19 protein-coding genes are annotated in these 19,399 nt (G+C 66.5%); 13 read left to right on the forward strand and 6 right to left on the reverse strand.

What is annotated here, in order from left to right; translation table 11 throughout:
• Window positions 1-6: 6 nt before the first annotated feature.
• On the forward strand, window positions 7-447 hold the full coding sequence (locus ACWV14_RS09155) for a helix-turn-helix domain-containing protein (RefSeq protein ID WP_454907259.1): 441 nt from the start codon (window positions 7-9) through the stop codon (window positions 445-447).
• A gap of 285 nt (window positions 448-732) precedes the next feature.
• On the opposite strand, the gene ACWV14_RS09160 is transcribed toward ACWV14_RS09155, so the two are convergent.
• Entirely contained in the window at window positions 733-936 is a 204-nt protein-coding gene (locus tag ACWV14_RS09160) for a hypothetical protein (RefSeq protein WP_422085643.1), read from the reverse strand.
• A 371-nt stretch (window positions 937-1,307) separates the two neighbouring features.
• On the opposite strand from ACWV14_RS09160, the gene ACWV14_RS09165 reads away from it, so the two are divergent.
• From ACWV14_RS09165 to ntrC, 12 genes are all read left to right on the forward strand, one after another.
• Complete coding sequence (locus tag ACWV14_RS09165) at window positions 1,308-2,909, forward strand: methyltransferase regulatory domain-containing protein (RefSeq protein ID WP_454912705.1); 1,602 nt, start codon at window positions 1,308-1,310, stop codon at window positions 2,907-2,909.
• Window positions 2,910-2,961: 52 nt separating this feature from the next.
• Window positions 2,962-4,698 (forward strand): gamma-glutamyltransferase, encoded by a 1,737-nt coding sequence (gene ggt, locus ACWV14_RS09170; protein WP_454907257.1) that lies wholly within the window; start codon window positions 2,962-2,964, stop codon window positions 4,696-4,698.
• A 61-nt stretch (window positions 4,699-4,759) separates the two neighbouring features.
• Window positions 4,760-5,509, forward strand: a complete 750-nt coding sequence (locus ACWV14_RS09175) for a pseudouridine synthase (protein ID WP_454907256.1) — start codon at window positions 4,760-4,762, stop codon at window positions 5,507-5,509.
• 94 nt (window positions 5,510-5,603) lie between these two features.
• Complete coding sequence (locus ACWV14_RS09180; RefSeq protein ID WP_422085647.1) at window positions 5,604-6,611, forward strand: YncE family protein; 1,008 nt, start codon at window positions 5,604-5,606, stop codon at window positions 6,609-6,611.
• Window positions 6,595-7,410: a polysaccharide deacetylase family protein gene (locus ACWV14_RS09185; RefSeq protein WP_454907255.1), complete on the forward strand. Its 816-nt coding sequence runs from the start codon at window positions 6,595-6,597 to the stop codon at window positions 7,408-7,410. Before ACWV14_RS09180 ends, ACWV14_RS09185 begins: the two co-directional genes overlap by 17 nt.
• A 9-nt stretch (window positions 7,411-7,419) precedes the next feature.
• Entirely contained in the window at window positions 7,420-8,394 is a 975-nt protein-coding gene (locus tag ACWV14_RS09190; protein WP_422085649.1) for a sterol desaturase family protein, read from the forward strand.
• 50 nt (window positions 8,395-8,444) lie between these two features.
• Window positions 8,445-9,335 (forward strand): EI24 domain-containing protein, encoded by an 891-nt coding sequence (locus ACWV14_RS09195; protein WP_454907254.1) that lies wholly within the window; start codon window positions 8,445-8,447, stop codon window positions 9,333-9,335.
• Window positions 9,332-10,132: a competence/damage-inducible protein A gene (locus ACWV14_RS09200; protein ID WP_422085651.1), complete on the forward strand. Its 801-nt coding sequence runs from the start codon at window positions 9,332-9,334 to the stop codon at window positions 10,130-10,132. Before ACWV14_RS09195 ends, ACWV14_RS09200 begins: the two co-directional genes overlap by 4 nt.
• Window positions 10,133-10,278: 146 nt before the next feature.
• On the forward strand, window positions 10,279-11,694 hold the full coding sequence (gene glnA, locus ACWV14_RS09205; RefSeq protein WP_081271312.1) for a type I glutamate--ammonia ligase: 1,416 nt from the start codon (window positions 10,279-10,281) through the stop codon (window positions 11,692-11,694).
• Window positions 11,695-11,834: 140 nt separating this feature from the next.
• Window positions 11,835-12,344, forward strand: a complete 510-nt coding sequence (locus ACWV14_RS09210) for a hypothetical protein (RefSeq protein WP_454907253.1) — start codon at window positions 11,835-11,837, stop codon at window positions 12,342-12,344.
• A 26-nt stretch (window positions 12,345-12,370) separates the two neighbouring features.
• Window positions 12,371-13,450 carry a nitrogen regulation protein NR(II) gene (glnL, locus tag ACWV14_RS09215; RefSeq protein WP_422085653.1) on the forward strand — a complete coding sequence of 360 codons (1,080 nt, stop codon included), beginning with the start codon at window positions 12,371-12,373 and terminating at the stop codon, window positions 13,448-13,450.
• A 27-nt stretch (window positions 13,451-13,477) separates the two neighbouring features.
• On the forward strand, window positions 13,478-15,010 hold the full coding sequence (ntrC, locus tag ACWV14_RS09220; protein WP_454907252.1) for a nitrogen regulation protein NR(I): 1,533 nt from the start codon (window positions 13,478-13,480) through the stop codon (window positions 15,008-15,010).
• A gap of 46 nt (window positions 15,011-15,056) precedes the next feature.
• Here the strand turns inward: ntrC and ACWV14_RS09225 are convergent, their stop codons facing one another.
• The 5 genes from ACWV14_RS09225 to ACWV14_RS09245 form a co-directional block, all read right to left on the reverse strand.
• A complete protein-coding gene (locus tag ACWV14_RS09225; protein ID WP_454907251.1) occupies window positions 15,057-15,608 on the reverse strand; it encodes a hypothetical protein in 552 nt (183 codons plus the stop codon).
• 4 nt (window positions 15,609-15,612) lie between these two features.
• Window positions 15,613-16,398 (reverse strand): exodeoxyribonuclease III, encoded by a 786-nt coding sequence (gene xth, locus ACWV14_RS09230; RefSeq protein ID WP_454907250.1) that lies wholly within the window; start codon window positions 16,396-16,398, stop codon window positions 15,613-15,615.
• Window positions 16,399-16,534: 136 nt separating this feature from the next.
• On the reverse strand, window positions 16,535-17,701 hold the full coding sequence (locus ACWV14_RS09235; RefSeq protein WP_454907249.1) for a mandelate racemase/muconate lactonizing enzyme family protein: 1,167 nt from the start codon (window positions 17,699-17,701) through the stop codon (window positions 16,535-16,537).
• A gap of 35 nt (window positions 17,702-17,736) precedes the next feature.
• Window positions 17,737-18,438, reverse strand: a complete 702-nt coding sequence (locus tag ACWV14_RS09240; protein ID WP_454907248.1) for an SDR family NAD(P)-dependent oxidoreductase — start codon at window positions 18,436-18,438, stop codon at window positions 17,737-17,739.
• Window positions 18,428-19,399: a Bug family tripartite tricarboxylate transporter substrate binding protein gene (locus ACWV14_RS09245; protein WP_081271320.1), complete on the reverse strand. Its 972-nt coding sequence runs from the start codon at window positions 19,397-19,399 to the stop codon at window positions 18,428-18,430. The genes ACWV14_RS09240 and ACWV14_RS09245 overlap by 11 nt, the downstream gene beginning before the upstream one ends.

Raw genomic sequence — 19,399 nt, forward strand, 5'->3', positions numbered from 1 at the left:
CGCGCTATGCCAAACATTGCATCCATCCTTAAAGCCGAAATCTCGCGCGTGGCCCGTAAAGAGGTTCGAGCGGAAATCGAGACGCTGAAGAAGGCTTCTGTACACCACAGGGCATTGATCGCCGCTTTGCGCCGCCAGGTGAATGGCTTGGAAAAGGAACTGCGCAACGTCGCCAACGGTTCCGGCAAGCGTGCCGCGGTTCGCGATGCTGACGAGGCTGTCGAAGCGGGTCCCAAGCGGCGCTTCAGCCCGGGGCGCCTGGCTTCGCATCGCAGCAAGCTGGGACTGTCTGCAGCCTCGTACGGCAAGCTCGTCGGTGTGTCGGGCCAGACGATCTACCACTGGGAACAAGGCAAGGCCCGGCCGCGCGCAGCTCAACTGGAGCGCCTGGCCTCAGTGCGCGAGTTTGGCAAGCAACAGGTGGCGGAGCGCTTGCAGGCCGACTGACACGCCGGTGCTCGGTCAGGGATTACCCGGCCCACTTATCACGCAAGCGCAAACTATCTTCGGATTGACGAACGACCGGCGGAAGCGCACTCTTCGACGAGGGGAGCGTCCATGACGCGAGGGTCTTGATCAATGCTGAACAGCACTCGTCGTTTGCGCTTGTTGGCGCTTTCCCGCCAGTTCGATCTTGCGGCCCTGATGACCATGCTTGCCGCTATCGGAAGCTGGCTGATGTTCTGGTTCGGCGAATGAACCAGATGGCGGAGGACTGATCGGCGAAGGCCGTCAGTTGCACTCGAACAAGACGCCCTGTTCTGCAGGTGCCTTGCCAAGCCAGCGCGGCGACTGCCCCTTGACGTCACAGTAGTCCGATGCCTGCACGTAAGTCACGGCACGCAGCACGCCGGGGCGCACTTGCGTGACCTCGTTGGGAGGGGTCGAGCAGCCGGCGAGGACCAGGACAAGCGGAAGCAGTGTGCGCCAATTCATCGGGCCATTCTAAGACCCGGCGACAGCTGAGCTGGTGTTGCGATCCAGATAGAGGTGTCCGGAATGGCCGTCGGAGCGGCCGAACGCTCGATGGGTGCTTCGGCTTCTGGCATGGTCGGCATTTCTCATCGAATGCTGTATTTATATACAGTAAACTGCTGGCATGCCAAACATGCCTGCCGCTCTTCAGATTGCCGCTCGCATGCGTCGGCCTCCACTTTCTCCTTGACGGGTAAACCGTCCCCGCCGGTCAACCTGTGCGGGGCCTTGATGCATGCCAGCAGATAGGCTTTTTCACGCCCAGCCCTCCGGCTGGGTTTTTTTTGCCCGGACCCGGGGCTATAGTCGTCGGCCGCTGCTACATCACAAGAATGCTCGTGTCGGATTCCCTGACCTCCACGCTGACCCGCTACTACGACGCGGTGCCTTATGACTCGCACCCGTTTCCTCAGTCGGCCATGGAGCATCTTGAAGCGCTGGCGTTCCTGTTCGGGCTCGATACCCCGCCGCCCGCCGAAGCCCGCGTGCTCGAGCTGGGCTGCGCTGCCGGCGGCAACCTGATTCCCTTCGCTGCGCGCCATCCGGGCGCGCGTGCGGTCGGCGTGGACCTGTCCACCGTGCAGGTGGCGCAGGGCGCGGCGGCCATTGCCCGGGCAGGGCTGTCGAACATCGAACTCAAGGCCTTCGACATCGCGGAGATCGACGCCTCGTTCGGCCAGTTCGACTACATCGTCTGCCACGGCGTCTACAGCTGGGTACCGGGCCCGGTGCAGGACGCGATCCTGCGCATCTGCGCCGAGAACCTGGCGCCCAAGGGCGTGGCCTATGTCAGCTACAACGTGTACCCCGGCTGGAAGGCCCGCGAGATCGTGCGCGACGCAATGATCCTGCGCGGCGGCCCGCGCGACACGCCGGACGAAAAGCTCGCCTATGCGCGCGGCATGCTTGAATTCCTCGAAGAGTCGGCCCGCGCCGACAGCGTGCTCAAGAAAACGCTCGAAGAGACGATGCCTATCGTGCGCAGCGCCAACAGCTCTTACCTGCTGCACGAGTTCCTGGAGCCCTGCAACGCGCCGTGCTACTTCAAGGAGTTCGTCGCGCGTGCCGAAGCTCGTGGGCTGGCCTATCTGTGCGACGCCGAGCCCTCGACCATGTTCGTGCAGAACTACGGCGACAAGGTGCGCGACCCGCTGCTGCGGGAATGCGGCGGCAGCCAGGTGCTGATGGAGCAGTACCTCGATTTCCTGGTCAACCGCACCTTCAGGCAGACCCTGCTGGTGGGGCAGGCGCGCGCCAAGGACATCCGCTACCGGCTGGACCCCGCGCGCATTCGCGCCCTCGAAGTCGCCGGCCTGTTCACCGCCGAAGGCGGCGGCGAGTTCGTGCTCGATGCCAGCGAGCAGCCCTGCAACGCGATTCGCGGCCTGAAGGTCACGCTGCGGCTGCCCGTTCACAAGGCCGTCGCGCGCTTGCTCGAGGCGGCGTACCCGGCGTCGATGCCCGTGGAGACGCTGATTGCCGACGCAGCCCGGCTCGTCGGCCAGCCTGCCGCAGCGGTCGATCACGCCGTCATGTCGATGCTCGAGGAACTGCTGATCCTCGGCGCGCTGCGCTTTCGTCTCACGCCGGTGCCTGCTGCGGCCTCGGTGCCCGGCCTGCCGAAGGCATTGCCCGCCGTGCGCAGCGCACCCGGCCTGGCCCCGGCGGCAGGTGCGAACGCCAACGCCTGCAACCAGTGGCATGAGCCCGTGGTGCTCACGCTGCTCGAACGCAGCCTGCTGCCGCTGCTCGACGGCACGAACTCGCACGACGCGCTGGCCGAGCATCTCGAAGCCGAGGTGCGTTGCGGCCGCCTTCGCTTCGTCAAGGACGACAAGCCGCTGACCGACCCGTCGGCAGTCAAGGCGTTCGCCCGCCAGCAGGTCGAGCTGGCGCTCGATGCCTTGCGGCGCAAGGCTTTGCTCACGGATTGACCGGCGCATCACCGTTTTTCTTCAACACAGCACCTACAGAGGAGACTCCTACATGCAAAAAATCCACTGGACCCCGAAGCTGCGCGCCGCCGTCACGGCAGTGCTCGCGCTGGCGGCGGCCGGCGCGTCGAATGCCGCATCGGTGGCGCCTGTCGCGGCCGAGAACGGCATGGTCGTGAGTGCGCAGCACCTGGCAAGCAAGGTCGGCGTCGACGTGCTCAAGCGTGGCGGCAATGCCGTCGACGCGGCGGTGGCCGTGGGCTACGCGCTGGCCGTGGTGTACCCGGCAGCGGGCAACCTCGGCGGCGGCGGCTTCATGACCGTTCAGCTGGCGGACGGCCGCAAGACCTTCCTCGACTTCCGCGAGAAGGCGCCGCTGGCCGCGACGGCGAATATGTACCTCGACAAGGACGGCAACGTCATCAAGGGCCTGAGCACCAAGGGCCACCTCGCCGTGGGCGTGCCGGGAAGTGTCTCGGGCATGGAATACGCGCGCGAGAAGTACGGCACCATGAAGCGCGGCGAACTGCTCGCCCCGTCGATCCAGCTGGCCGAGAAGGGCTTCGCGCTGGAGCAGGGCGACATCGACCTGCTCGGCACCGCCACGGCCGACTTCAAGGAAGACCCGGCTTCGGCCGCCATCTTCCTGAACAAGGGCGAGCCCTACAAGGTGGGCGACAAGCTGGTGCAGAAAGACCTGGCCAAGACGCTGCGCGAGATCAGCGCCAAGGGCGCCGACGGCTTCTACAAGGGCTGGGTCGGCAATGCCATCGTGGCGTCCAGCCAGGGCGGCAAGGGCCTGATCACGCAGGCCGACCTCGACCAGTACAAGACGCGCGAACTCCCGCCGGTGGAGTGCGACTACCGCGGCTACCACGTCGTGTCGGCGCCCCCGCCGAGTTCTGGCGGCGTGATCATCTGCGAGATGCTCAACATCCTCGAGGGCTATCCGCTCAAGGACCTGGGCTACCACTCGGCACAGGCCGTGCACTACCAGATCGAAGCCATGCGCCACGCCTACGTGGACCGCAACAGCTACCTGGGCGACCCGGACTTCGTGAAGAACCCGCTCGAGCGCCTGCTCGACAAGGGCTACGCCGAGAAGATCCGCGCCGTCATCGACCCCAAGAAGGCCGGCATCTCGAAGGACATCAAGCCCGGGGTCGCGCCGCATGAAGGCAGCAACACCACCCACTACTCGATCGCCGACAAGTGGGGCAACGCGGTCTCGGTGACCTACACGCTGAACGACTGGTTCGGCGCCAAGATCACCGCCGCCAAGACCGGCGTGCTGCTGAACGACGAGATGGACGACTTCACCTCGAAGGTGGGCGTGCCCAACCTGTACGGCCTGGTGCAGGGGGAGGCCAACAAGATCGAGCCGGGCAAGCGCCCGTTGAGCTCGATGAGCCCGACCATCGTGACCAAGGACGGCAAGCCCGTGATGGTGGTCGGCACCCCGGGCGGCAGCCGCATCATCACGGCGGTGATGCTGACCATGATCAACGCCATCGACTACGGCATGACCGTGCAGGAAGCCGTCGACGCCCCGCGCTTCCACCAGCAGTGGCTGCCCGACGTCACCAACGTCGAAACCTATGCGCTGAGCCCCGACACCCGCAAGATCCTTACCGACATGGGCCACAACCTGGGCGTGCCGCAGCCGGCCAACCACCTTGCGGCCATCATCGTCGGCGCGCCGTCCCTGGGCGGCAAGCCGGTCGGCAACAACCGCTTCTACGGCGCCAACGACCCCCGCCGCAACACCGGCCTGGCAGCGGGCTACTGATCCTGCGGCACACTTGAAGGCGGTCGCGCCCTTGTCGGCGCGGCCGCTTTTTTCATTTTTCATGCACCTGCAAGACATCCTCTACACCCAGGGCTTCGGCACGCGCCGCGTGTGCGCGGGGCTGGTCCAGCAAGGCCACGTGACCGTCGGCGGCCAGGCGGTGACCGACCCGTTCGCCGATCTCGACCCCGAGGGGCTTCTCTACACGGTCCAGGGCACCGCTTGGGCCTATCACGAGAAGGCCTACCTGATGCTGCACAAGCCGGCCGGCACCGAGTGCTCGCAGAAGCCCTCGACATACCCGAGCATCTACACGCTGCTGCCGTCGCCACTGCGCCTGCGCCCCAACAAGGGGGCGGTGCAGGGCGTGCAGGCCATCGGCCGGCTCGACCAGGACACCACCGGCCTGCTGCTCCTGACCGACGACGGCCAGTTCATCCACAAGATGGGCTCGCCCAAGCACCACGTGCCCAAGGTCTACGAGGTCACGGCCAAGCATCCCGTGGACGAGGCGCAGATCGCGAAGCTGCTGGCCGGCGTGGTGCTCGACGACGACCCGAAGCCCGTGCGCGCCGCCGCCTGCGAGTCCGACAGCCCGCTGCACCTGCGCCTCACCCTCACCGAGGGCAAGTACCACCAGGTCAAGCGCATGCTGGCAGCGGTCGGCAACCGGGTCGAGGGGCTGCACCGCTCGCGCATCGGCGACCTCGCGCTGCCGGAAGACCTGGCGCCTGGGCAGTGGCGCTGGCTCACCGCCGAGCAGGTCGCCGCGCTGCGTGCGCCGGCCAAGCCCGCCAAACTTTCCAGGTAACAGGCGCGGGCCGCAGGGAGAAAGACGGGCTTCCAGGTCAGCCAGTCTTAATGCTCGACCGTTAAGATCGCCAGCTCTCTCTCGGAACCTTCCCTTGCGACTTCCTGCCCGCCCGAACGGCCGCATCGCGGCCTTCCTGTTTTCCTGCATGACGGCCCTGGCGGCACACACCGCCGCCGCCGCGCCAGCAGAGCCTCCCCCGATCTTCGTGCTCAACTCGCTGGATGCCAGCGTGAGCGTGATCAACCCGGTCGACTGGAGCGAAAAACAACGCATCACCACCGGCAAGGAGCCGCACCACATCTACATGACGCCCGACGAGAAGTCGGTCATCGTGGCCAATTCGGCTGGCGACTCGCTGACCTTCCTCAACCCCCGCACGGCCGAGGTGCAGCGGGTGGTCTACGGCATCATCGATCCGTACCAGCTGCAGTTCTCGCGCGACATGAAGTGGTTCGTCACGGCGGGCAACCGCCTGAACCACGTGGACGTCTACCGCTGGGACGGCAAGGACCTCAAGCTGGCCAAGCGCATCGCCACCGGCAAGACGCCCAGCCACATCTGGATCGACAACACCAGCACCATCGCCTACGTGACGATGCAGGACAGCGACGAGATGATCGCCGTCGACCTGCCCACTCAGGCCATCAAATGGCGCACCACCACCGGCCCGATGCCCGCCGACATCTTCGGCATCCACAACGACAAGACGCTGCTCGTGGGCCTGACCGGCGGCGACGGCGTGCAGGTGTTCGACGTGGAGGGCGCGCAGCCCAAGCTGGTCGGCAAGATCCCCACCGGCAAAGGCGCCCACGCCTTCCGCTCGGCCGGCGACGGCAAGACCGTTTTCGTGAGCAACCGCGTGGCCAACACCATCAGCCGCATCGACCTGGCGACGCTCAAGGTCGTGGCCAGCTATGCCGTGCCCGGCGGCCCCGACTGCATGGACGTGTCGGCCGACGGCAAGACGCTGTACGTGACCTCGCGCTGGGCCAAGAAGCTCACCGTGGTCGACCTCGTCGCCCAGAAGGTCGTGCGGCAGGTCAATGTGGGACGCTCCCCGCACGGCGTCTGGACGCTGGACCATGGCAAGCGCACGTAGGCGCGCCAGCGCGGCCGTGCTGCTGGCGCTGGCCTGCGGCACGGTGGTGCCGGGCGCCTGGGCGCAGCAGCAGGCCGCCACTTGCGAAAAGCCCGTCTACCTGACCTTCGACACCGGCCACATGGGCATCGCCCCGCTGGTGGCCGACGTGCTCAAGCGGCAGAACGTGCGCGTCACCTTCTTCGCCGCCGCCGAGCGCACCCAGACCGACGGCGACAGCCTCGACGACCACTGGGCGCCCTGGTGGAAGGCGAGGGCGGCCGAAGGCAACGAATTCGGCTCCCACACCTACGACCACGCCTACTGGCGCGCCGACGTCAAGGGCACGCCGCCGAGCTTCCGCATCAAGCCCTCGGCCGGCCCGCAGAACGGCAAGGAATCGACCTGGAGCGCGGCCGAGTACTGCGCCAACATTCGCAAGTCGTCCGACCGGCTGGCTGCCATCACCGGCAAGAAGCCGCTGCCGCTGTACCGCGCGCCGGGCGGCAAGACCTCGCCCGCGCTGCTGGCGGCAGCCGAGGGCTGCGGCTACAAGTACGTCGGCTGGGCGCCCGCCGGCTTCCTCGGCGACGAACTGCCGAGCGAGAAGTTCAGCAACGCGAAGCTGCTCACGCAGGCGCTCGACACCATCCGCCCCGGCGACATCCTGCTCGCGCACCTGGGCATCTGGTCGCGCAAGGACCCGTGGGCGCCGGCCAACCTCGAGCCGCTGATCGTCGGCCTCAAGGCCAAGGGTTTCTGTTTCCAAACGCTGCGCCAGCATCCGGACTACCGCGCCTGGATCGCATCCCACTCCTGAGTTCGCGCCATGATCGATTGGCTGACTGACGCTTTTTCCGCCCTCCAGGGCTGGTTCTTCGAGGCCGTAGTGCAGCCGCTGGTGTTTGCCGTCGGCCTCGGCGGCTGGACCGAGGACGCTTTCGATGCCACCGGCTGGCTGCTGGTCGGGGTCATCCAGATCCTGGTGCTGATCGCGATCATCGGGCCGCTGCAGCGCTGGCGCTCGGTGGAGCCCGTGGTCGACCGCCACGCCATTCGCATCGACGTGCTCTACACGCTGATCCACCGGCTCGGCCTGTTCCGGCTGGCGATCTTCTTCACGCTGCAGCCTTTCTTCGACGACGCCATGGGCAGCCTGCGCACGGCGGGGTGGGGCACCCTGCACCTCGACGAGGTGTGGCCCGGCGTGACCGACGTGCCGGTGATCGCTTTCGCGATCTACCTCGTGGTGCTCGACTTCGTCGGCTACTGGATCCACCGCGGCCAGCACCAGTTCAACTGGTGGTGGGGCCTGCATTCGCTGCACCACTCGCAGCGCCAGATGACGATGTGGAGCGACGACCGCAATCACCTGCTCGACGACATCGTCCACGACACGCTCATCGTCATCGTGGCGCAACTCATCGGCGTGGCGCCGGGGCAGTTCATCGCCTTCGTGGCCTTCACCCAGCTCAGCGAGAGCCTTCAGCACGCCAACCTGCGGCTGAGCTTCGGCGCCATCGGCGAGCGGCTGTGGATCAGCCCGCGTTTCCACCGGCTGCACCACAGCATCGGGCTGGGCCACGAATCGAACGGCAGGAGCACGCTCGGCGGCCATAACTTCGGCGTGCTGCTGCCGTGGTGGGACATGATGTTCGGCACCGCCAACTTCGAGAACCGCTACGACCCCACCGGCATCCGCGACCAGGTGGAGCCCGGCGCCGACGGCCGCGTGCGCGAGTACGGCCGGGGGTTCTGGGCACAGCAGTGGCTCGGCCTGAAGCGAATGGTCGGGCGCGCTTGAGGGTCACCGGCCCCTGACGGCGCCGTCCCAGGCGTTATCCTCGCTGCCTCATGCGCCTGCTCCTCGACTCCTTCTGGCGCGCGGTCGCCTATTGCATGCTGCCGCGCGTGATCGTGCTGTCGCTGCTGCCCCTGGCGTTGATGGTGGTGCTCACCGCGGGGCTCGGCTATTTCTACTGGGAAGCTGCCGTGGCCTGGACGCGCGGCGCGCTCGATGCGTGGCCGCTGCTGGCCAGCTTCTGGGCCTGGATCGGCCGGCTTTTCTCGGGCGACGTGACGGCCATGCTGGCGCCGCTGGTCGTGGTGTTTGCCGCCACGCCGCTGATCGTGGTGGTCTCGCTGCTCATCGTGGCCGGTTTCATGGCCCCCGCGCTGACCCGGCTGGTGGGCGAGCGCCGCTTTCCCTCGCTGGAGCAGAAGAAGGGCGCCTCTTTCTTCGGCAGCGTGGCCCGATCGCTCGCAGTCACCATCCTGGCGCTGGTCGCCCTCGTGGTTTCGATGCCGCTGTGGCTCATTCCACCACTCGTGCTCATCTTGCCGCCGCTCATCTGGGGCTGGCTAACCTACCGCGTCATGAGCTTCGACGCGCTGGCCGAGCATGCCAGCCCCGAGGAGCGCGCCACCCTGCTGCGCACGCACCGGCTGCCGCTGCTGTGCGTGGGCGTGCTGTGCGGCTACCTGGGCGCGGCGCCGAGCATCGTCTGGGCCTCGGGCCTGCTGTTCGCCGCCGCCTTCTTCGTGCTGGTGCCGATCGCCATCTGGATCTACACACTGGTCTTTGCCTTTTCGGCGCTCTGGTTCGCGCACTACTGCCTCGACGCGCTCGCGCAACTGCGTGCCCAGCGCGCGGTGGCCGCTGCGGCATCGGGCGCGGGCGGCGCCCCGGCCCTCGAGGCCGCGGAAGCCAACAGGGCCGCTCTTTCTCAATGGGGTTCACCATGACACGCGCATTCGGTCTCATCGTCGTCGGCGACGAGATCCTCTCCGGCAAGCGGGCCGACAAGCACATGGCCAAGGTCATCGAACTGCTCGCCGCACGCGGCCTGCAGCTCAGCTGGGCCGAATACGTGGGCGACGAGCCCGCGCGCATCACCGCCGCGCTCGAGCGGGCCTTCGCTTCGGGCGACGTCGTCTTCTCGACCGGCGGCATCGGCGCCACGCCCGACGACCACACTCGCCAATGCGCCGCCAAGGCCCTGCGCGTGCCGCTGGCGCTGCACCCCGAGGCCGAGCTGCTGATCCGCGAGCGCATGCAGGACACCGCGCGCGAGCAGGGCGTGCCCTACGAGCCCGACCGCTCCGACAACGTGCATCGGCTCAACATGGGCGTGTTCCCGCAGGGCGCCACGCTCATCCTCAACCCGTACAACAAGATCCCCGGCTTCAGCGTCGGCGACGTGCACTTCGTGCCGGGCTTCCCGGTCATGGCCTGGCCGATGATCGAGTCCGTGCTCGACGCCCGCTATGCCGACCTGTTCACCCGCAACGCGGTCGCCGAGAAGTCGGTGATCGTTTTCGGTGCCATGGAGGCCACCCTGACCCCGCTGATGCAGGCCATCGAAGACACGCATGCCGGAGTCAAGGTATTCAGCCTGCCCAGCGTCGACCACCCCCAATACGGGCGGCACATCGAGCTGGGCGTGAAGGGCGACCCTGGCCGGCTCGATGCCGCCTATGCCCAGCTGATCGAAGGCCTGCACACCTTTGATGCCAAGCTCGGCCCCGAATTGGTGCGTTAATTCCTATTGCACCAAGTTGGTGATATTTCTTGGCTATTTGTGGTTCGCTTTGGTGAACAAGGCCTCATCCAGTGAGGTGACAATGGCACAGAAACTGCATCCCTCGTCCCTGTATTCCTAACCACCATCCAACTCAGGAGAAACTGATGGCAAAGACCGTCGCCGATGTACTCAAGCTCGTCAAGGAAAACGAGGTCAAGTTCGTCGACTTCCGCTTCACCGACACCCGCGGCAAAGAGCAGCACGTGACCGTGCCGGTCTCGGCCTTCGATGAAGACAAATTCACCTCGGGCCACGCATTCGACGGCTCGTCCATCGCCGGCTGGAAGGGTATCGAAGCCTCGGACATGCAGCTCATGCCCGACCCCAACACCGCCAACATCGACCCCTTCTTCGAAGAAACGACGCTGATCCTGACCTGCGACGTGATCGACCCCGCCGACGGCAAGGCCTACGAGCGCGATCCGCGTTCGCTCGCCAAGCGCGCCGAGGCGTACATGAAGGCTTCGGGCCTGGGCGACACCGCCTTCTTCGGTCCGGAACCCGAATTCTTCGTGTTCGACGGCGTCCGCTGGAAGAACGACATGTCGGGCTGCTTCGTGAAGATCGAGTCCGAAGAAGCCTCGTGGAATACCGACAAGGAATATGAGCACGGCAACACCGGCCATCGTCCCGCGGTCAAGGGCGGCTACTTCCCGGTTCCCCCGGTCGACAGCTTCCAGGACATGCGCTCGGAAATGTGCCTGGTGCTCGAATCGCTCGGCATCCCGGTCGAAGTGCATCACCATGAAGTGGCCAACGCCGGCCAGATGGAACTCGGCACCAAGTTCAGCACGCTCGTGCAGCGCGCCGACTGGGTCCAGCTGCAGAAGTACGTGATCCACAACGTGGCCCACGCCTACGGCAAGACCGCCACCTTCATGCCCAAGCCCATCGTCGGCGACAACGGCTCCGGCATGCACGTGCACCAGTCGGTCTGGAAGGACGGCAAGAACCTGTTCGCAGGCGACGGCTACGCGGGCCTGTCGGACTTCGCGCTGCACTACATCGGCGGCATCATCAAGCACGCCCGTGCCCTGAACGCCATCACGAACCCCGGCACCAACAGCTACAAGCGCCTGGTGCCCGGCTTCGAAGCCCCGGTGAAGCTGGCCTACTCGGCCAAGAACCGCTCGGCCTCGATCCGCATCCCGTTCGTGGCCAACCCGAAGGGCCGCCGCGTCGAAGCGCGCTTCCCCGATCCGCTGATGAACCCGTACCTGGGCTTCGCCGCGCTGCTGATGGCCGGCCTGGACGGCGTGGAAAACAAGATCCATCCGGGCGAAGCCGCCAGCAAGGACCTGTACCACCTGCCGCCGGAAGAAGACGCGCTGATCCCGACCGTCTGCCACAGCCTCGACCAGGCCCTGGAATACCTGGACAAGGACCGTGCGTTCCTGACCAAGGGCGGCGTGTTCACCGACGCGTACATCGACGCGTACATCGAACTGAAGATGCAGGAAGTCACGCGCTTCCGCATGGCGACGCACCCCGTCGAGTTCGACATGTACTACTCGCTCTGATCGACGAGCAAACAGCCTTCACAGGCATGTAAGTCAAAAGGACGGCCTCGGCCGTCCTTTTTCCTTGGGGCGGAACATCAGGGCTCCGGGTGCGTCGAATTGCATGAAAATGCGCCTTTGTCGCGCCTCCATAGATACACATGAAGACAGCTTCTCTCTTTTTACTGGCCGGTTCACTCCTGATCGCGTTGCCGGCGGTTGCGCAGGAACGCGTCTGGCGCTGCGGCAACGAATACACGAACAACGCGACCGTGGCCCAGCAAAAGGGCTGCAAGGTCCTCGAAGGCGGCAACGTCACGGTGGTGCAGGGCACCCGGGCTTCGGGGGGCGGATCGGCATCGTCGTCGGGCGCTTCCACGGCGGCGCGCGCGCCGGCCGGCAGCCCGCGTGTCGAAGGCGTCGACCAGCGCGCCCGCGACGGCGAGGCCCGCTCCGTGCTCGAGTCCGAGCTGAAGAAGGCCGAGGCCCGCCAGGCCGAGCTGCTGAAGGACTACAACAACGGCGAGCCCGAGAAGCAAGGCAGCGAAGGCCGCAACTACCAGAAGTACCTCGACCGCGTGGCCGACATGAAGGCCGAGATCGCGCGCAACGAGAGCGACATCGCAGGCATCCGCCGCGAAATCAACCGGCTGCCGCCCCGGCAGCAATAACCAGCAAGCGCAAGCAAGAAACCTCTATGGCATTCGGGAAGAAGGCGACCGGCGCCAATCCGCGCTTCCAGTCCTTCGACCTGCTGTCCACCCTGATCGCGGTGGTCAACAGCAACGGCTCCGTGCTGTTTGCCAACGCAGGCCTCGAAGACGCACTCGGCACCTCGCGCCGCACGCTGGAAGGCTCGCAGTTCGGCGCGTGCTTTCATGAGCCGCAGGTGCTGCGCACCGCCATCGACGGCGCGAGCAGCAACGACTTTGCAACGCTGCGCTACGAGGCCTTCCTGCGCCGCGTCAACCACGAGCTCATGCCCGTGCAGGTCACGCTCGCGCAGGGCGACAAGAAGGGCGAGCTCATCATAGAGATGTCGCCGCTCGAGCAGCAGGTGCGGCAGGACCGCGAAGAGCGCCTCATCGACCAGGCGCAGGCGAACAAGGAACTCATCCGCAACCTCGCGCATGAGATCAAGAATCCGCTGGGCGGCATTCGCGGCGCGGCGCAGCTGCTGCAGATGGAGGTCGAGTCGCGCGACCTCATCGAATACACCCAGGTCATCATCCACGAGGCCGACCGGCTGCAGACGCTGGTCGACCGCCTGCTGGCGCCGCACCGCCGTCCTCACGTGGTGGGCGACGTCAACATCCACGAAGTGTGCGAGCGCGTGCGCTCCGTCATCCTCGCGGAGTTCCCGCGCGACCTGCACATCGAGCGCGACTTCGACGTTTCCATTCCCGAATTCCGCGGCGACCGCGAGCAGCTCATCCAGGCCACGCTCAACATCGTCCACAACGCCGCACAGGCCCTGGCCGAGCGCCGCGCGGCGGGCGATGCGCAGATCACTTTCAAAACCCGCGTGGCTCGTCAGGTGATTTTCAACAAGCAGTGGTATCGATTGGCACTGGAATTGCATGTAATCGACAATGGACCGGGTGTGCCGGACACGATCAAGGACCGCATCTTCTATCCGCTCGTATCGGGCAGGGAAGGCGGGACCGGGCTGGGATTGACGCTCGCGCAAACTTTTGTGCAACAGCATCACGGCGTGATCGAGTGCGACAGCGTCCCGGGCCGAACCGATTTCAAGATATTGATACCGCTGCCCTAGCGCAGCCACCGGCAACAGAGGAGATGCATGAAGCCGATCTGGATAGTTGATGACGACCAATCGATTCGCTTCGTGCTCGAGAAGGCTCTGCTGCGCGAAGACTTGCCCACGCGCAGTTTCACCAACACGCGCGAGGTGCTCGCCGCACTCGAGCAAGCCGCCGACGACGAACAGCAGGGCCCGCAAGTCCTGGTGAGCGACATCCGCATGCCCGGCGGTTCCGGGCTCGACCTGCTCGACAAGATCAAGGCCAAGCACCCGGGCTTGCCCGTCATCATCATGACGGCGTTCTCCGACCTCGACAGCGCCGTCTCGGCGTTCCAGGGCGGCGCCTTCGAATACCTGCCCAAGCCCTTCGACCTGCCCCGCGCGGTCGAGCTCATCCGCCGTGCCGTCGACGAAAGCCAGCGCGAGGAAGTGGCCGAGGAACGCATGGTCGCCGCGCCCGAAATGCTCGGACAGGCCCCTGCGATGCAGGACGTGTTCCGCGCCATCGGCCGGCTCTCGCAGAGCAACGTCACGGTGCTCATAACCGGCGAATCGGGTTCGGGCAAGGAACTGGTGGCGCGTGCGCTGCACAAGCATTCGCCGCGCGCCAACGGCCCCTTCGTGGCTATCAACACCGCAGCCATTCCCAAGGACCTGCTCGAGAGCGAACTCTTCGGTCACGAGCGCGGCGCCTTCACCGGCGCGCAGACCATGCGCCGCGGCCGCTTCGAGCAGGCCGAGGGCGGCACGCTCTTCCTCGACGAAATCGGCGACATGCCTTTCGACCTGCAGACGCGCCTGCTGCGCGTGCTGAGCGACGGCCATTTCTACCGCGTGGGCGGCCACAACTCGGTGAAGGCCAATGTGCGCGTCATCGCCGCAACCCACCAGGACCTGGAGCAGCGCGTCAAGCTCGGCGGCTTCCGCGAAGACTTGTTCCACCGCCTCAACGTGATCCGCCTGCGCCTGCCGGCACTGCGCGAACGCGGCGAAGACGTGCCCGCGCTCACGCGCCACTTCCTGCAGGTGAGTGCACGTCAGCTCGGCGTGGAGCCCAAGCGCATTTCCGATGCGGCGCTGACCAAGCTCGCGGCGTTCAGCTTCCCCGGCAACGTGCGCCAGCTCGAGAACATCTGCCACTGGCTGACGGTGATGGCGCCGGCCCAGTTGATCGAGGCCAAGGACCTGCCGCCCGAAGTGATGGCGGTGGGCACTGCGGCGGGCGAGGCGCACGCAGCGCCGGAAGCGGCTTTGCAGGCCCCGGCAGTCGCTAGCCCGCTGGCGGCGCCGTCGGTTGTCGGCGATGCGCCTGCCGTCGCACATGTTCACTCCGAAGCCGTCGAAAGCCCCGCGCTGGTGAGCAGCTGGGAAAGCGGCCTCGAGGTCGAGGCCCAGGCCCTGCTGGCTGCCGGCCGTACCGACGTGTGGGACGTGCTCTCGCGCCGCTTCGAGTCCAGGCTCATCCTCACCGCGCTGGCCAACACGCGTGGGCGGCGCATCGAGGCCGCGCAGAAGCTGGGTATCGGCCGCAACACCATCACCCGGAAGATCCAGGAACTCGGTATCGAATGAAGAAGGCCCCTCAGGGCCTTTTTCTTTGCCTCTGCCCGGTTGCCTGTTACCTGCTGCGCTGGCCCAGCGTCAGCGAGTCGATCTGGAACTTGCCGCTCTTGTCCCAGAGCCAGGTGTCGACATAGGTGTGCCCGCCGAGCTTGCCCGGGCTCGGCAGCGGCGACGTCGCCTTGATGAGCTCCGCGATCATCGGCGCCACTTCCGGCGCATGGCTCGGCGTGCGGCTGAAGGTCACGTTGACCACCTTGCCGCTTGCGTCTATGTCGGTCTCGACCACCACCACGGCATACACCAGCGGCGGGATCTTTCCCTTGTAGATGCGGTTGGCGTAGGCCTTGTAGATGTGCTGCGCGCCGATCTTGCGGTAGGCCCGCACGGCTGGCGTCTGCGCGGTGATGAGCCGCACCGTGGGCACGTCGCGGCTGCCGGGCGCGGCCTCGTCGGTGGGCGCCGTCGGCGTGCTCTTGCCGCCTTCTTCGGCCTTGTCCGCTGGCTTGAACAGCGAGCACGACGCCAGCGCGAAGGCTGCCGCGGCAATGACAAGACAGCGGCAGGCCCGGCCCGCCGCGCTTGCTTCGATTCCCGCGCCCGCGTTCATCGGTTCAGGCGCTCTGGTCGAGGTCCAGCACCACGGGCGCGTGGTCGCTCGGCTTTTCCCATTTGCGCGGCACGCGGTCGACCATGCAGCCCTTCACGCGCGGCACCAGCGGCTCGCTCACCAGGATGTGGTCGATGCGCAGGCCGCGGTTCTTCTGGTAGCCCAGCATGCGGTAGTCCCACCACGAGTAGCTCTTCTCGGGCTGCTCGAACATGCGGAAGCTGTCCGTCAGGCCCAGGTCGAGCAGCGCCTTGAAGTGGTTGCGCTCCTCGGTCGTGTGATGGATGGTTTCCTTCAGGCCCACCGGGTCGAAGCTGTCGCGGTCTTCCGGCGTGATGTTGAAGTCGCCCAGCAGCACGAGGTTTGGGTTGGTCACCATCTCCTGGCGCAGCCAGTCGCGCAGCGCGTCGAGCCACTTCATCTTGTATTCGAACTTGTCGCTGCCCGGCGCCTGGCCGTTCACGAAATAGCCGTTGACCACGCGCAGCGGGCCCGAGGGCGTTTCGACCGTGGCCGCGATCACGCGCGACTGGTCGTCGGTGAAGCCGCCGATGTTCTTCACCACGTCGCGCGCCGGCGAGAGGCTCAGGATGGCGACGCCGTTGTAGGTTTTCTGGCCGAACACGGCCGCTTCATAGCCGGCCGACTTGAGCACCTCGAGCGGGAACTTGTCGTCGGTCATCTTGAGTTCCTGCAGGCACAGCACGTCGACCGGGTTGGCGATGAGCCAGTCGAGCACGTGCTGCAGGCGTGCGGTGAGGGAGTTGACGTTCCACGTAGCTATCTTCATAGGGGCTTGCAACTTGTTGCTTTCGAAACAAGTCCTTGGATTTTTGCGATATATCTCGATGGCTGGCCGACCGGACGAGCGGGCGGCAGGCCTCACAGCATATCGCGCAAACCCGGCGCCCTCGCGCCCGCGGGGCCTATGCAGCCAGCGCCCGCATTTCCGCAATCAGGTCGGCCTTGCCCTCGAAGCCGATGCCCGGCAGCGGCGGCAGAGTGACATAGCCGTTGTCGACCTTCACGCCATCTGGGAAGCCGCCGTAGGGCTGGAACAGGTCCGGGTAGCTCTCGTTGCCGCCGAGGCCCAGGCCCGCCGCGATGGCCAGCGACATCTGGTGGCCGCCGTGCGGAATGCAGCGCGATGCCGACCAGCCGTGCTCTTTCAGCATGTCGAGCGTGCGCAGGTACTCCACCAGCCCGTAGCTCAGCGCGCAGTCGAACTGCAGCCAGTCGCGGTCGGGCCGCATGCCGCCGTGGCGGATCAGGTTGCGCGCGTCCTGCATCGAGAACAGGTTCTCGCCCGTGGCCATGGGGCCGGCATATACCTCGCCGAGCTTGGCCTGCAGTTCGTAGTCGAGCGGGTCGCCGGCTTCCTCGTACCAGAACAGCGGGTACCGCGACAGCGCACGGCCGTAGTCGATGGCGGTCTTCAGGTCGAAGCGGCCGTTGGCGTCCACCGCCAGTTGCTGGCCGGGGCCGAGGATCTTCAGCACCGACTCGATGCGCTCGCAGTCTTCGGCCAGCGTGGCGCCGCCGATCTTCATCTTCACCACCGAGTAGCCGCGCTCCAGGTAGCTGGTCATCTCGCGCTGCAGGCCTTCCACGCCCTTGCCGGGGTAGTAGTAGCCGCCCGCCGCGTAGACGAACACGCGCGGGTTCGGTGTGCCGGTGCCGTAGCGCTCGGCCAGCAGCTGGTAAAGCGGCTTGCCCGCGATCTTGGCGGTGGCGTCCCACACGGCCATGTCGATGGTGCCCACGGCCACTGAACGTTCGCCGTGGCCGCCGGGCTTCTCGTTGATCATCATGCGGGCCCAGATCTTGTGCGGATCGAGGTTCTCGCCCGTCTCGTCGAGCAGCGACGCGGGCTCCGCTTCGAGCAGGCGCGGCAGGAAGCGCTCGCGGATCAGCCCGCCCTGGCCGTAGCGGCCGTTCGAATTGAAGCCATAGCCGATGACCGGCTTGCCGTCGCGGATCACGTCGGTGACCACGGCCACCAGGCTCAGGGTCATCTTCGAGAAGTCGATGTAGGCATTGCGGATGTCCGACTTGATGGGACGCGTGGACTCGAGGATGTTGACGATTTTCATGATCGGTCTGGGTGGATGGGAAAAGGAAGAAAGATTCAGCGGTGCAGAGACGAACCGCCGCAGATGGCGACGTCCTGCCCCGTGATGGCCGCCGCCGGCGGCGAAAGAAGAAAGCCCACGAGCGCCGCGATTTCCTCCGGCTGGATCAGCCGGCCGATGGGCGGCATGCGCGGCGCGCTGCCGGCGCGTGCCGGGTCCTGCAGCATCGATGTCTGCGTCGCGCCAGGCGACACCACGTTGACGGTCACGCCCTGCGCAGCGACCTCGGCCGCCCAGCTGCGCGCCAGCGCGATCAACGCGGCCTTGGTCGCTGCGTACTGCCCGCGACCGGGCAGGCCCTGCGCGACGCGGCTGCCGACGAATACGACGCGGCCCTTGCCGCGCGCGGCCATCGCGGGCACCAGCGCGTCGGCCAGCCGCGTGGCCGCATCCACGTGCAGCCGCCACATCAGCTCGCCGCCCGCGTGGTCGAGCGAGCCCAGCGGGCCTACGCGCAGCACGCCGGCCGCATGCACCAGCGCATCGGCGTCCTGGAGCGCAGCTGCCGCGCGCGCGATGGCGTCGGCATCGCACAGGTCGACGGCTACATGCATGAAGCCCGCGTGAGACAGCGTCGGCTCGGCGAGGTCGACGCCGCTCACGCGCCAGCCCGCCTCCAGCAGATGTGACGCGATGGCTCGGCCGATGCCGCCGCTGCTGCCCGTCACCACTGCATGCGGGGCAGCTTCATTCGACATGGATGTTGCCCTCCACGATGATCTTCTTCGAGCGCGCCATGTCCTCGGCCTGGAACTTCGCGAACTCCTCGACGCTGCCCGGTGTCAGCAGCAGGCCCTGCGCACCCAGCGTCTCGCGCATGTCGGTGCCCAGCGCCTTGTTGACCTCGGCATTCAGCCGCTGCGTGATGGCCGCGGGCAGCTTCGCCGGCCCCCACAGGCCGTACCAGCTGTAGAACTCGTAGCCCGGAATGCTCTCGCCCACCGTGGGCACGTTCGGCAGGCTGGTGGCGCGCGTGGCCGAGGTCACGGCAATCACCTTCACCATGCCGCTCTTGTGGTACTGCAGAGACCCGAGGATGGGGTCGATGAAACCGTCGATCTGCCCGCCGATCAGGTCCTGGAACGCAGGCGCCGTGCCCTTGTACGGCACGATCAGGTAGTCGAGCCCGCCGCCCGCGCGCTTGAGCAGCTCGGTCGACAGGTGGCCGGCCGAGCCGATGGAGCCCACTGCGAAGGTCATCTTGCCGGGGTGCGCCTTGGCGTACGCGATGAGCGACTTCACGTCCGTCACCGGCAGGTTCTTGTTGACCGCCACCGACAGCGGCGCCTTGGCCACCAGTGCCACCGGCGTGAAGTCGCGCGTCACCTCGTAGGGCACGGCCTTCATGGTCATCGGCGCGGTGGTGAAGGTCGATGCGTTGAACAGCAGCGTGTAGCCGTCGGCCGGTGCCTTCGACACCACGTCGGCGCCGATGATGCCGTTGCCGCCGGCGCGGTTCTCCACGATGAAGGTCTGACCCGTCTGCTCGCCGAGCTTCTGCGCAAGCAGGCGGCCGATGGTGTCGAGCGTGCCCCCCGGCGGAAACGGAATCACCATGCGCACCGGGCGGCTCGGCCAGGTCTGGGCGAGGCCGGCGGTGGACGCCGCGGCCAGCGCGAGGGCGGCCAGCGTGGCCCGCAGGAAATGGTTGCGTTGCAT

The sequence above is a fragment of the Variovorax durovernensis genome, from assembly GCF_977011995.1.